Annotated in this window: 12 protein-coding genes; 7 read left to right on the forward strand and 5 right to left on the reverse strand. The window is 46.3% G+C overall.

Features of this window, described 5'->3' with window-relative positions; genetic code table 11:
• Positions 1 to 11: 11 nt before the first annotated feature.
• Together J4N44_RS01510 and J4N44_RS01515 are read left to right on the forward strand one after the other, a co-directional pair.
• The gene (locus J4N44_RS01510) at positions 12 to 359 is read left to right on the forward strand and encodes a gamma-glutamylcyclotransferase family protein (protein WP_005450512.1); all 348 of its coding nucleotides are present in this window, start codon (positions 12 to 14) and stop codon (positions 357 to 359) included.
• A 123-nt stretch (positions 360 to 482) separates the two neighbouring features.
• Entirely contained in the window at positions 483 to 842 is a 360-nt protein-coding gene (locus J4N44_RS01515; protein WP_005450511.1) for a DUF2799 domain-containing protein, read from the forward strand.
• A 63-nt stretch (positions 843 to 905) separates the two neighbouring features.
• Here the strand turns inward: J4N44_RS01515 and ppa are convergent, their stop codons facing one another.
• Both ppa and fbp read right to left on the reverse strand, forming a co-directional pair.
• Positions 906 to 1,436 carry an inorganic diphosphatase gene (gene ppa / locus J4N44_RS01520; RefSeq protein ID WP_009698861.1) on the reverse strand — a complete coding sequence of 177 codons (531 nt, stop codon included), beginning with the start codon at positions 1,434 to 1,436 and terminating at the stop codon, positions 906 to 908.
• A gap of 125 nt (positions 1,437 to 1,561) precedes the next feature.
• Positions 1,562 to 2,578 (reverse strand): class 1 fructose-bisphosphatase, encoded by a 1,017-nt coding sequence (fbp, locus tag J4N44_RS01525; protein WP_005450509.1) that lies wholly within the window; start codon positions 2,576 to 2,578, stop codon positions 1,562 to 1,564.
• Between the two features lie 314 nt (positions 2,579 to 2,892).
• On the opposite strand from fbp, the gene mpl reads away from it, so the two are divergent.
• From mpl to thiQ, 5 genes are all read left to right on the forward strand, one after another.
• Complete coding sequence (gene mpl / locus J4N44_RS01530; protein WP_050940878.1) at positions 2,893 to 4,251, forward strand: UDP-N-acetylmuramate:L-alanyl-gamma-D-glutamyl-meso-diaminopimelate ligase; 1,359 nt, start codon at positions 2,893 to 2,895, stop codon at positions 4,249 to 4,251.
• Positions 4,251 to 4,889, forward strand: coding sequence for a flavin prenyltransferase UbiX (locus J4N44_RS01535; protein ID WP_005450501.1), 639 nt, complete (start codon positions 4,251 to 4,253; stop codon positions 4,887 to 4,889). The genes mpl and J4N44_RS01535 overlap by 1 nt, the downstream gene beginning before the upstream one ends.
• A gap of 251 nt (positions 4,890 to 5,140) precedes the next feature.
• Positions 5,141 to 6,133 (forward strand): thiamine ABC transporter substrate binding subunit, encoded by a 993-nt coding sequence (gene thiB, locus J4N44_RS01540; RefSeq protein ID WP_005450500.1) that lies wholly within the window; start codon positions 5,141 to 5,143, stop codon positions 6,131 to 6,133.
• Positions 6,134 to 6,147: 14 nt separating this feature from the next.
• Positions 6,148 to 7,734, forward strand: coding sequence for a thiamine/thiamine pyrophosphate ABC transporter permease ThiP (gene thiP, locus J4N44_RS01545; RefSeq protein WP_252044787.1), 1,587 nt, complete (start codon positions 6,148 to 6,150; stop codon positions 7,732 to 7,734).
• A complete protein-coding gene (thiQ, locus tag J4N44_RS01550; RefSeq protein ID WP_252044788.1) occupies positions 7,734 to 8,438 on the forward strand; it encodes a thiamine ABC transporter ATP-binding protein in 705 nt (234 codons plus the stop codon). Before thiP ends, thiQ begins: the two co-directional genes overlap by 1 nt.
• A gap of 94 nt (positions 8,439 to 8,532) precedes the next feature.
• Here thiQ and J4N44_RS01555 read toward each other — a convergent pair whose 3' ends face one another.
• The 3 genes from J4N44_RS01555 to J4N44_RS01565 form a co-directional block, all read right to left on the reverse strand.
• Positions 8,533 to 8,970 carry a universal stress protein gene (locus J4N44_RS01555; protein ID WP_005450497.1) on the reverse strand — a complete coding sequence of 146 codons (438 nt, stop codon included), beginning with the start codon at positions 8,968 to 8,970 and terminating at the stop codon, positions 8,533 to 8,535.
• Positions 8,971 to 9,014: 44 nt separating this feature from the next.
• Entirely contained in the window at positions 9,015 to 11,594 is a 2,580-nt protein-coding gene (locus J4N44_RS01560; protein WP_026000312.1) for a TRAP transporter permease, read from the reverse strand.
• 306 nt (positions 11,595 to 11,900) lie between these two features.
• Positions 11,901 to 12,869: a TAXI family TRAP transporter solute-binding subunit gene (locus tag J4N44_RS01565; protein WP_009698854.1), complete on the reverse strand. Its 969-nt coding sequence runs from the start codon at positions 12,867 to 12,869 to the stop codon at positions 11,901 to 11,903.
• Positions 12,870 to 13,142: the final 273 nt, after the last annotated feature.

Raw genomic sequence — 13,142 nt, forward strand, 5'->3', positions numbered from 1 at the left:
AAGGAGCGGCTATGCAACATTTAGTGTTTGTGTATGGAACTTTGCGCAAAGGAGAGTGCAATCATCACTTTTTAAGCACTGCTGAGTTTCTTGGTCACCATGAAACAGATGCCCAATTCGCTCTGTATGATTTAGGTCCTTACCCGGCTTTGTCGGTCGGACAAAATGCGATACAGGGCGAAGTTTATTTGATTGATAATGACACGCTGCAGGAACTTGATAAGTTAGAAGACGTACCGGTTGAGTATCGTCGAGAAAGCATTACTACACCTTTTGGCCAAGCTTGGATCTACTTGTATCAAGACACTGAGCAGTTGAGTGAAGAGATTGCATCTGGTGATTGGTGTCAGAGAGTGTGAACCATACTCCGCGAGTACGCGTAAGCATTTGTAGTGAAAGTGTATGACTGTCGAATGAGTACTCGATAAAGGGGTATGAAAGTGAGTTTCCGACGGTCTTTTGTATAAGCCCAAGGAGAACTTATGAGATCCATCATCATCGGCGCCATGCTGCTTTTTCTCACCGCTTGTGCGCAGACAAGGTTACCAGATTCAGTGAACGTAACAGATTGGCAGGACTTCGGTAAGCAATCTGCTCTCGATGGTCTGATTGAATTATCGGAAGACCGTATTGTCAAGCTTGATGATACAAATCGTGCTACACCGGAATTGATCATGGCTTATCAATCTGGTTACCAAGAAGGTAAAAAAGAGTACTGTGAGCAAAGTGCTTATATGCTTGGCGTACGAGATATGCCTTACTTTGGCATTTGTGATGATATTGACCCGTTTTTCAAACAAAATTATGAATCGGGTCGAACTTCTACCGCTGGCGAGTACTAGTCAAAACGATATAACAAAAAAGAGCTGCTAATTTGCAGCTCTTTTGCTTTCTGGCGTTCGCAATTACTTGTTTTGCGCACGCTCGTAAGATTCTAGGATTTCGGCTTTTGCGGCAGCCACATCTGCCCAGCCATCCACTTTCACCCACTTACCTGCTTCAAGCTCTTTGTAACGTTCAAAAAACTGTGTGATTTGGGCTTTGAGTAGCTCTGGAATATCGTCAACATCTTGAATGCCTTCGTACTCTTTTGAGATTTTAGAGTGCGGTACAGCGAAGACTTTCGCGTCTTCACCAGATTCATCCGTCATCTTCAATACACCGACTGGACGGCAGCGAATCACAGAACCTGGCATTAATGGGTAAGGGGTCGGAACCAGTACGTCCACTGGGTCGCCATCTAGAGAAAGGGTGTTGTTCACGTAGCCGTAGTTACATGGGTAGAACATTGGCGCAGACATGAAACGGTCGACAAATACAGCACCAGTGTCTTTATCTACTTCGTATTTGATTGGATCCGCATTAGCTGGGATTTCAATAACGACATAGATATCTTCAGGCAAAGATTTACCTGCTGGTACGTTGTTTAAGCTCATTTGAATATTCCTTTTCATTGAGGATTAAGCATTGAGAGGCTTAATCTGGCTAACATTTACGCAGTTCACTTTAACGACAAAAACGCGGCAGGTAAACACCTGCCGCGTTGGACAAAGGTCTGAAATTAGTCTTCTTCGCGATTCAGCTCAAGAAACTCTTCGACTTTGTTCACCATGTTCTTTGAACCCACAAAGAAAGGCACACGCTGGTGCAGTTCGGTTGGTTTCAAATCCATAATGCGGTTTACACCGTCAGATGCCAGACCGCCAGCTTGCTCAATCAAGAATGCCATTGGGTTGCACTCGTACAACAGACGCAGTTTGCCTTGAGGGTGGCTTTGCGTGCTTGGGTACAAGTAAATGCCGCCTTTGAGCAAGTTACGATGGAAGTCCGCAACCAGTGAGCCTATGTAGCGAGAAGTGTATGGGCGACCATCTTCAGGCACATTCTCCTGACAGTACTTGATGTACTTCTTCACGCCCTGCGGGAAGCGGATGTAGTTACCTTCGTTGATCGAGTAGATGTTGCCGTCTTCTGGGATCATCATGTTTTCATGAGAAAGACAGAAGCTGCCAATCGATGGATCGTAAGTGAAGCCGTTTACGCCATTACCTGTGGTGTAAACCAACATAGTAGATGAGCCGTAAATCACGTAGCCCGCTGCCACTTGTTTGTGACCAGGCTGTAGGAAGTCTTCTTCTGTTGGTGGGGTACCAATAGGAGAAACTCGACGGTAAATAGAGAAAATCGTACCGACTGATACGTTCACATCGATGTTTGATGAGCCATCGAGTGGGTCCATTAGTACAACGTATTTTGCGTTTTGGTTGAGTTCTTTGTTGAACGCAACCGCTTCATCTTCTTCTTCACTTGCAACGCCACACACTTGGTCACGTGCTTCGAGTGCTGCTTTGAACTTGTCGTTCGCGTATACATCAAGCTTTTGCTGATCTTCGCCTTGTACGTTTTCCGTACCTACAGCGCCGGTGATATCACCAAGACCTGCCGCGTTAATTTCACGGTTAACAATTTTTGCAGCTAAACGAATGGAAGCTAAGAGAGATGAAAGATCACCGCTAGCGTGGGGGAAATCCGCTTGTTTCTCAACAATGAATTCGCCTAGGGTGCGCAGTCCTGACATGGTTTATCCTTACATTTTTCATTTCGTTGGGGGTGTCGCGCAATGGGGTCATCTCTTTATGGATGTTAAACGATTGCGCTAGATGTAAGTTTATGACGTGGATCTTATTAATGGTAATGAAGTAACCGACTGAGATCTCAATTTATTTGTCTTATTGCATAAGAAGTCTGTCACTTGGTTAATGCTTGGTCAGTCAGTGCTAAGCCCTGTCAGATTTGTGAAAGAGACTGCAAGAACACAGCGAAAGGCTCTCGCTTTTCTGGTGGTTATCACGATAATGAAAGGATTAAAGAACGCATTACAAGGTTAAGTTTATGCACATTCATATCTTGGGTATCTGCGGCACGTTTATGGGCGGTGCGGCAATTTTAGCGCGTCAGCTAGGTCATAAAGTGACGGGTTCGGATGCCAATGTTTATCCACCAATGAGTACCCTGTTGGAGTCTCAAGGTATTGAAATTATTGAAGGCTTTGACCCTTCTCAACTTGACCCTCAACCAGATCTTGTGGTGATTGGTAACGCGATGAGCCGTGGCAACCCATGTGTTGAGCATGTGCTGAATACCAATATGCGTTACACCTCTGGCCCACAATGGTTACAAGAGTTCTTATTGCACGATCGCTGGGTTCTAGCGGTATCGGGTACCCATGGTAAAACCACCACTTCAAGTATGTTGGCGTGGATCTTAGAAGATTGCGGTTACCAACCAGGTTTTCTTGTTGGTGGTGTGTTAGGTAACTTCGGTGTGTCAGCTCGCTTGGGTGAAAGTATGTTCTTCGTCGTCGAAGCAGACGAATATGACAGTGCTTTTTTCGACAAACGATCTAAGTTTGTTCATTACCACCCACGCACACTGATCATGAATAATCTTGAGTTCGATCATGCAGACATCTTTGACGATCTAGAGGCGATAAAGCGTCAATTCCATCATTTGGTGCGTACTGTTCCGGGGAACGGTTTGATCTTGGCTCCGAAGCAAGATCAGTCGCTGCAAGATGTGATCGAGCGTGGTTGTTGGACAGAAAAGCAGTTCTCTGGTGTCGATGGTGATTGGCAAGCACGCAAACTGGTTGTTGATGGCTCGAAATTTGAAGTGTCGCTGCAAGGCGAGAAAGTAGGCGTTGTAGATTGGGAGCTTGTTGGTGACCACAACGTGGATAACGCTTTGATGGCCATCGCTGCTGCTCGCCATGTTGGTGTTGCACCAGAACTGGCTTGTCAGGCTCTCGGTCGCTTTATTAACACCAAACGTCGCTTGGAGCTCAAAGGAGAAGAGCAAGGCGTGACGGTTTATGATGATTTTGCTCATCATCCAACGGCGATTGAACTGACATTGGGCGGTTTACGTAACAAGGTTGGCGAAAAACGTATCCTTGCCGTTTTAGAGCCTCGCTCTGCGACGATGAAGCGCGGCGTTCACAAAAATACTTTGGCGGCTTCATTGCACAATGCTGATGAGGTGTTCCTCTTCCAACCAGACAACATTGATTGGTCGGTACAAGAGATTGCAGACCAGTGTAAACAACCTGCTTTTGTGGATGCAGAGATGGACAGCTTTGTCGCAAAAATCGTAGAGCAAGCGCAGCCGGGTGACCAAATCCTCGTGATGAGTAACGGTGGCTTTGGTGGTATCCACGGCAAGCTTCTGCAACAACTTAAACAAAAAGCTTAATGACATCTATGCAGCAAAAAGTAACCCCTAAAAAAGCCATCACATTAGCACTAACGGGCGCCTCTGGTGCTCCATATGGGCTTCGTCTTCTTGAATGCTTGGTTGCCGCGGATTATCACGTGTATGTGCTGATCTCTTCAGCTGCGCGAGTGGTAATGGCGACCGAGCATGATCTGAAATTACCAAGCGGCCCTGAAGCGGCGCAAAAGGCTTTAGTTGAGCATCTCAACTGCAATCCAGATAACATCACCGTTTGTGGCAAAGACGATTGGTTCTCTCCGGTAGCATCGGGCTCTGCTGCACCAAAGCAAATGGTAGTGTGCCCATGTTCTGCGGGGAGTGTCGCAGCCATTGCACATGGCATGTCGGATAACTTGATTGAACGCGCTGCGGATGTGGTAATGAAAGAGCGCGGACAGTTATTACTTGTGGTGCGTGAAACGCCTTTCTCTACACTGCATCTTGAGAACATGCACAAGCTCTCTCAGATGGGCGTCACCATTATGCCTGCGGCTCCTGGTTTTTATCATCAACCAAAGAGTATTGAAGACTTAGTGGATTTTATGGTGGCAAGAATTCTTGATCACTTGGGCATTGAGCAAGGCTTGGTGCCACGTTGGGGTTATGACCAACGTTGATTGTGTAATCAATAAAAGACCTTTACAATCCATCCAACTCATCGGGGAGCAAACCCATTTGGCATTGACCTTATCAATACCATTGGGTGCTGAGACCTAATCGCTTAACGTTGTTGAGCAAACAGGGACCCGTATTACCTGAACCAGATAATGCTGGCGTAGGAATTGAGTCTGGATATTGGAAGTCCTAGATACCGCCTCAACCCTGTGCCGCTCAACTCATGTTTACTAATGCAAATGGAGAGCGAGCAGTGAAAACCACTCTTAGTCTGATTGCCCTTGCAGCCATCACTTCTACTTCAGCGTTTGCCGCTGAAAACACCCTAACTGTCTACACTTACGACTCTTTCGCTGCCGATTGGGGACCTGGTCCTAAAGTTGAAAAAGCGTTCGAAGCCAAATGCGGTTGCGACGTTAATTTCGTTGCTCTGGATGACGGTGTTTCAATCCTTAACCGCCTTCGCTTGGAAGGAAACAATAGCAAAGCGGATATCGTGTTAGGTTTGGATAACAACCTGATGGCGGAAGCGAAAAAGACTGGGCTTCTGGCTGAGCACAATGTTGATACATCGAAGACGACCTTGCCTAATGGTTGGGATGATAAGACCTTCGTACCGTACGATTACGGCTACTTTGCGTTTGTGTACAACAAGGAGAAGTTGGCGAATCCTCCAAAAAGCATGAAAGAGCTAGTGGAAGAGCGTGATGATCTGAAAGTGATTTACCAAGACCCTCGTACTTCGACGCCGGGTCAAGGTTTGATGCTTTGGATGAAGTCCATCTACGGCGATGATGCGACTCAAGCGTGGAAGCAACTGGCAACGAAAACAGTTACGGTTACGAAAGGCTGGTCAGAAGCTTACTCGATGTTTTTGAACGGTGAGTCCGATCTCGTGCTGTCTTACACGACTTCTCCCGCGTACCATTTGATTGCAGAAGATGATGCGAAATATGCGAGCGCAGATTTTTCTGAAGGTCACTACATGCAAGTAGAAGTAGCGGCTAAGGTTAAAGGCTCAAAGAATGCGGAACTTGCTGATGAGTTTATGAATTTCATCTTGAGTGATGAGTTCCAATCGGCAATGCCAACAGGCAACTGGATGTACCCAGTGACTGACGTTGAATTACCAAAAGGCTTTGAAACCTTAAGCGTACCAAGTAAACCATTGAGCTTTAGTGCAGACGAAGTAGCAAAAATGCGCAAGACTTGGATTCGTGAATGGCAAAGCGCATTGACGTTCTAAGATAGGTTCTACTTTTGAATTCTGTTCCGAAAATAGGGTTAGGGGTCGCGATGATTATCGCGACCTTTGTTATTTCTGCCCTAGGTGCTTTGATTGTCCAAGCACCTTCTCTTGATGTGTCTATAGTGTGGGGAGATCCATACTATCAGCACGTCACCAAGTTCAGCTTTTACCAAGCTTTCCTCTCTACGATTTTGAGTGTCGGTTTGGCGATCCCTGTGGCGCACGCGCTTTCTCGACGTGAGTTCTATGGTAAGTCTCTACTATTAAAGTTGTTTGCGTCTACCTTAGTTCTGCCTGTGTTGGTCGGTGTATTTGGCTTATTGGCGATTTACGGTAATAGCGGCTTATTGGCTCAATGGCTAAAAAGTATCGACGCTGAGCTGCCGTTTTCCATCTATGGTCTGAACGGAATTTTACTTGCGCATGTGTTCTTCAATATGCCCTATGCGGCGCGCCTACTTTTACAAGCATTAGAGTCGATCCCCGCAGAGCAACATAAACTGTGCGCGCACCTTGGAATGAGCCATTGGGACAAATTCCGCTGGGTAGAATGGTCACGCCTAAGGCAGCAATTACCACACGTAAGCGGCTTAGTGTTCATGCTTTGCTTTACCAGCTTTGCCACCGTGATGGCGCTGGGTGGTGGACCGAAATCGACCACTATTGAGCTTGCCATTTATCAGGCAATTAAGTTCGATTTTGATCTGCAGGCAGGGGCACTTTTGGCACTATGGCAAATGCTGTTATGTGGCTTGTTAGCAATTGGCGTACAGAAGTTGACGAAGCCAGTATCAGTAAGCGCTGGCAGTACATCAGTACAGCAATATTTAACGAAGGATCATGGGTGGTCAAAAGCTTGGGATGGCTTTTGGATCATAGGTGCCTTTTTACTAGTAATACCGCCACTTTTGATGGTGGTGTTCAGTGGGATCAACCAACAAGTTGGGACGGTATTGACCGATGAGCGTTTTTGGTCCGCGTTGCTTAATTCAATCAAAGTCGCTGTTCTCGCTAGCTCTCTTGCTGTTGCTGCTGGCGTGTCGATTTTACTGACCAGCCGACGTTGGCGATTGCAGTGCAAAAACACTCGCGCCGACCAAATCGAGCTTATCGGAACCATTATCTTAGTAACGCCGGGATTGGTGATCAGTACGGGATTGTTCCTGTTACTACGATCGTTTACCGATGTATTCAGCTTGGCGTTTTTCGTCGTTATTCTAGTGAATGGATTAATGGCATTGCCATATGTGATTAAAACCTTGTCTCAACCCATGTTGCACATTGAGCAGCAATATCAGTACGTGTGTGCCAGCTTAGGTATGTGTGGTTGGCAACGATTTAAAGTCGTGGAGTGGCAAGCACTGCGTAAGCCGTTTGCACATGCTTTTGCCATCAGCTTTATGTTTGCGATTGGTGACTTAAGTGCGATCGCCTTGTTTGGCGGGCAAGAATTTAGAACCTTACCGCTGTATTTATTCCAACTACTGGGCAGTTATCAAATGGATGCAGCAGCGGTTGTGTCGGTTACCTTGCTATTACTCAGCGTAGGCTGCTTTGCTGTGATTGAAAAAGTATTAAAAACAAAGGGGAAAGCATAATGTTAGTGTTGGATGATGTTCAGTACACCTATCAACGTGAGCTATTTCGCTTTGATTTAGAGATTAAACGCGGACAAATCGTGTCGCTGATGGGACCGAGCGGTGCAGGTAAATCAACGTTGCTCGCTTTGGTTGCTGGATTCATTAATCCTGACCTAGGCGATATCTTGGTTGATGGCACATCTATCGTGAGTAAAGAGCCGTATCAGCGCCCGTTTTCAATGCTGTTCCAAGAACACAATCTGTTTGCCCACCTGTCAGTAAGGGACAACATCGGTTTAGGGCTGCATCCGGGGTTAAAGCTCACGACAGACCAAAAGCTTCTTGTGGAGCAAGCAGCAATGCAAGTGGGTGTTGCTGAGTATCTGGACCGTTTACCTGAACATCTTTCTGGCGGTCAACGCCAGCGTGTTGCTCTTGCGCGTTGTTTTGTTCAACCGCATCCGATGTGGCTACTCGATGAGCCTTTTTCTGCACTTGACCCCGTGCTGCGTGAAGAGATGCTGACACTGGTGAAACAGCTTGCGACTGATCGTGGTATTACCGTGTTAATGGTGACGCACCATTTGAGTGATGCGAGAGCGATTGCGAGTCATTTTGCTTTTGTGGCTGGTGGTCAGGTCGAAGCGTCAGGTGACATTGATGAATTAGCGGTATCGCACTCTAGCGATGTTTTAACAGCGTTTGTGCGAGCGGCAGGGTAGAGCGCCGTTTATCTTTGGTGAATTAGGCGTCAGAAAAACAAAAGGTTGATGCGAGCATCAACCTTTTCTTTCATTTTGAGTTTGAATGAGCGCGTTAGCCTTGAGGCTTCACCACCATAACGTTGATTGGTGAGTTCTCTACTACTTTACTCGCTACAGAGCCCAGCATCACTTTGTTGATCTTCGAACGTTTGTGGCTTGGCATAATGATAAGGTCTGCACCTAAACGTTCTGCGTAATCTAAGATGGTTGCGTAAGCTTTACCTTCCGCAACATGCACCTTGTAAATCACTTCGTCGTCCATATGCTGATCAGCAAACGCTTTTAGCTGCTGCTTTACGTCTTGCTTCATTTTTGCAGCGGCATCTTTCGGAAAGTAACTCGCGACCATTGACATATGGATGCCTGGCAATACTGTCAGCAGGTGCACTTCAGCATTGGCTTGCTTCGCCTGCCATACCGCCAATTCAACGGCGCGGTCAGAAAAGCCTTGGTCATTTAGATCAACCGGAACAAGAATTTGTTTGTACATTCAATGTCTCTCATTAAGGCCCCGTATCCTCGAGGCCAAATCGGTTATGCGCTCAACTGTTCCTTACGAGCACGACGTTTTTGGTTCAGGGCAAGTACCAGCAAAATCATCAAACAAGGGATAAATACCCACTCTTTCATCGGTCGATCGGCGTCTTGAACTACCGATTTGATCTCCCAATCGAAGTCGATACCAGAAGATTCTGCCGGGCTGCCAAATTCAACCATGTCTACGATCATTTTGCCGTCGTTCTCGGTCAGCATTAGACCCATTGAAGAAATACGCTCTTCAGCGGTTGCCGCTTTATCTTCGAACGGAAGACGTACCGTTTTCTCTATGTAATCGCCTTCTAAGTTTTCACCAGCGACACGTAACTCTAGGGATTCTCCTACATTTAGCCCTTCTGTGATTTGAGCTATCTCAACACCAGGGGAAAGAACTTTCGCTGGGTAGAGCATGTCCCACCAGAAACCAGGGCGGAAGAAAGAGAACGTTAATACTAATAGTAGGACCGTTTCCCACCATTTGTTACGTGTGAACCACCAACCTTGCGTCGCCGCAGAGAAAATCAACATGGCAATGATTGAAGAGATTACGGTCAGCGCTAAGTGCCACCAAGTGTCGATCCCCATCAATAGAAGTTGAGTGTTGAAGACGAACATAAATGGCAGGATCGCAGTTCGAATATCGTAGGTAAAGCCTTGAATACCAGTACGAATCGGATCTGACTTGGCAATTGCAGCAGCTGCAAATGCAGCCAAACCTACTGGAGGGGTATCGTCAGCCAATATACCGAAGTAGAACACGAATAAGTGCACCGCAATCAGTGGGATGATCAAGCCATGAGCTGCCCCCAGAGTTACGATAACCGGTGCCATTAGTGTTGATACAACGATGTAGTTTGCAGTTGTTGGCAGACCCATACCCAGAATCAAACTGATAACCGCAGTAAACAGCAGCATGAGTATGACACTACCGCCAGAGATGAACTCGACGAAGTCTGTCATCACCAAGCCAATACCAGTGAGGGTGACCACACCAACTACAGTGCCTGCCGCTGCTGTTGCGACACCGATACCGATCATGTTACGTGCGCCTGACACCAAGCTCTCTGCGAGGTCAACAAAGCCGTCTTTAGTTTGTTCAACCAAGTCACCTTGTTTTGACAGTAATGCGATCAATGGACGTTGCGTCAGCAAGATAAAGATCATGAATACCGTTGCCCAGAATGCCGATAGACCCGGAGAAAAACGTTCAACGGTCAAACACCAAACCAGTACGACGATAGGCAATAGGAAATGTAAGCCAGATTTAATTGTTGGACCTGGATCTGGGACCTCAGTGAGTTCCGCATCAATTTCGATTGCACCATCTTTGGCGTGGTTGGCTGAAATCTTCACCAGACCGACGTAAGCAATTAATAACGCGATGGTTACGATGGTTGTAGCAGCATCGCCAAATACGTCTTTAGTCCAACCCACACCGTAGTAAACCAAGGCACTGATAACGCACAAACCGAGAATAGTGCCAGTAAATGACAATAGGCTTTGTAGCATTGTTGGGTTGTGGCGACGAGGAAGCCCTGTCATGCCAGCTTTACATGCTTCTAGGTGAACAATGTAAATCAAGGCGATGTAAGAAATCAGTGCTGGAAGTAGAGCAGCTTTGATGACTTCAACGTAAGAGATACCGACGTACTCTACCATCAAGAATGCCGCTGCACCCATGATAGGTGGTGTGAGCTGACCGTTAGTAGAGGCTGCAACTTCAACAGCACCCGCTTTTGTTCCAGGGAAGCCAACTCGCTTCATCAATGGAATCGTAAACGTACCTGTCGTTACTACGTTAGCGATGGATGAACCTGAAACTAGACCGGATAGACCTGATGCAACCACTGCGGCTTTCGCTGGACCACCTTTCATGTGACCAAGCAGTGAGAAAGCAACTTTGATGAAGTAAGCACCAGCACCTGCGCGCTCTAGCATGGCACCAAACAGTACGAACAAGAATACGAAAGACGTTGATACGCCAAGCGCTACGCCGAATACACCCTCTGTTGTTAACCACAGATGCGACATCGCTTTGTTTAAGCTTGCGCCTTTATGAGCAATAACATCTGGCATGTATGGACCAGCGAAGGTGTAAGTCAGGAATACGGCTGCAACTACCATCAAAGGGGGACCAAGTGCACGACGTGTTGCTTCAAGCAACAATGCCATACCAGTGACTGATACCACGATATCGACAGTGGTTGGTGCGCCTGAACGGCCGGCAAGCTCAGTGTAGAAAATATAAATGTAAGCTGCCGCAAAACTGCCCGCTAGTGCCAATATCCAGTCAATCAAAGGGATATGATCACGCGGAGAGTTTTTCATTGCTGGATAAGCAGTGAAAGCGAGAAAAGTAGCAAAAGTTAAATGAATTGCTCGCGCTTCAGTGTCATTGAGTACGCCAAAATTAAAAATAAATGGTAGCGGAGAGGCATACCATAATTGAAATAGCGACCAGCACAGTGGTACGAACCATAGGATTCGACCTTGCAAGCCCATTGGGCTACGCGCACCTGTGTCTGCCTGAGCCACCATCTCTTGCACATCTTGTGACGGAGTGTTGTTCGTCGCCATGTACTTTTTCCTTATTATTGATGGTCCTGTCTGTTTTGTGTTTCGAGAACCTCGCTTCGCTATAACAGTGTAGTGAATAGAGCGAAGTTTGCTTTCGATTGAACCGCGATAACCCTTAAACTCACTGAACGATGAGAGTGGTAAAGGTGCGTTTTCTTTTTCTTAGGTATGAGCGCGACTTCCGAAAGAAATCGGCAGATTGCATAAAGCAAATTGAACAAAGTATGCTGATGGGGCTGTCCCGCCAGCATACTCAATCAGGCAGAAAGCGATCCGTTTCTGCCTGAGCTTGAAGTCAGTAGTTGCTTACTTAAGCAGACCTACTTCTTTGTAGTATTTCACTGCACCTGGGTGAAGAGGGATAGAAAGACCAGCTTTCACCATGTCTTCTTTCTTCAGGTTTGCAAATGCAGGATGTAGACGTTTGAATGTGTCGAAGTTTTCAAACACCGCTTTTGCCACGTTGTAAGCGACATCATCAGAAACGTCTGATGTTGTTACCATTGTTGCCGCAACACCAAAGCTGTTTACGTCTTTGTCTGTACCACGGTACATACCAGCAGGTACTGTGCTAAACGCGTAGTAAGGGTTTTCAGCAACGATCTTGTCGATCTCTGGGCCTGTCGCAGGGATCAGTTTCGCGTCACAAGAGGTTGTTGCTTCTTTGATTGAACCGTTCGGGTGACCAACCATGTAGATGAACGCGTCGATCTTGTTGTCACATAGAGCTTGTGAACGCTCTGAGCCTTTAAGCTCTGATGCTAGCTTGAAGCTGTCGTTAGTCCAGCCCATTGCATCCATCACTACACCCATTGTTGCGCGGTCGCCAGAACCTGGGTTACCGATGTTTACACGTTTACCTTTCAGGTCTTTAACGTTTTCGATACCAGAATCTGCACGTGCAATGATGTTAAAAGGTTCTGTGTGAAGAGAGAACATTGCGCGTAGTTTTTTGTACGGACCTTGTTCAGCAAACTTGCTCGTACCGTTGTAGCCGTGGTACTGCCAATCCGATTGCACGATACCAAAGTCTAGCTCGCCAGCACGGATTGTGTTGACGTTGTAAATTGAGCCGCCAGTCGATTCTACTGAACAACGAATGTTGTGATCTTTACGACCTTTGTTTACCAATTTACAAATAGCACCACCAGTAGGGTAGTAAACACCTGTAACAGAGCCAGTACCGATAGTAATAAACTCTTGAGCGTTAACTGCGCCTGCGCCCATAACTGCTGCAGCGATAGCGCCTACTTTAAGAAGTTTGTTAAATGCCATGAATTTCCCTTCCTTATATTCATTATTAACCCGGAAATAACCATAAATTACTTCAGGAGTTTCCTATTTGGAAACGGCATCTTTTCCAATCCAATCGTTTGAAAAAGCGAGCGAATCATAACAAAAAATTGGCAGAAAATTATCCGATTGTTAAAAGTTATAGCGAATAAGTCTAAATGTTGCGACTGAGAGTGGAGATAAATTTGTAAGTTAATTCTTTCTAGAACAAATACTTATGATGAGTTTGAGAAGAGGTGTTAAAAAAACCAATAG

This window comes from Vibrio sp. SCSIO 43155, from assembly GCF_023716605.1.
GTDB classification, from domain to species: domain Bacteria; phylum Pseudomonadota; class Gammaproteobacteria; order Enterobacterales; family Vibrionaceae; genus Vibrio; species Vibrio harveyi.

Excerpts from the sequence above, each read along its gene's own strand:
- mpl (WP_050940878.1), top strand. The coding sequence starts at position 2,893 with ATGCACATTCATATCTTGGGTATCTGCGGCACGTTTATGGGCGGTGCG.
- J4N44_RS01560 (WP_026000312.1), bottom strand. The coding sequence starts at position 11,594 with ATGGCGACGAACAACACTCCGTCACAAGATGTGCAAGAGATGGTGGCT.
- thiQ (WP_252044788.1), top strand. The coding sequence starts at position 7,734 with ATGTTAGTGTTGGATGATGTTCAGTACACCTATCAACGTGAGCTATTT.
- J4N44_RS01555 (WP_005450497.1), bottom strand. The coding sequence starts at position 8,970 with ATGTACAAACAAATTCTTGTTCCGGTTGATCTAAATGACCAAGGCTTT.
- J4N44_RS01510 (WP_005450512.1), top strand. The coding sequence starts at position 12 with ATGCAACATTTAGTGTTTGTGTATGGAACTTTGCGCAAAGGAGAGTGC.
- J4N44_RS01565 (WP_009698854.1), bottom strand. The coding sequence starts at position 12,869 with ATGGCATTTAACAAACTTCTTAAAGTAGGCGCTATCGCTGCAGCAGTT.
- J4N44_RS01515 (WP_005450511.1), top strand. The coding sequence starts at position 483 with ATGAGATCCATCATCATCGGCGCCATGCTGCTTTTTCTCACCGCTTGT.
- J4N44_RS01535 (WP_005450501.1), top strand. The coding sequence starts at position 4,251 with ATGACATCTATGCAGCAAAAAGTAACCCCTAAAAAAGCCATCACATTA.
- ppa (WP_009698861.1), bottom strand. The coding sequence starts at position 1,436 with ATGAGCTTAAACAACGTACCAGCAGGTAAATCTTTGCCTGAAGATATC.
- fbp (WP_005450509.1), bottom strand. The coding sequence starts at position 2,578 with ATGTCAGGACTGCGCACCCTAGGCGAATTCATTGTTGAGAAACAAGCG.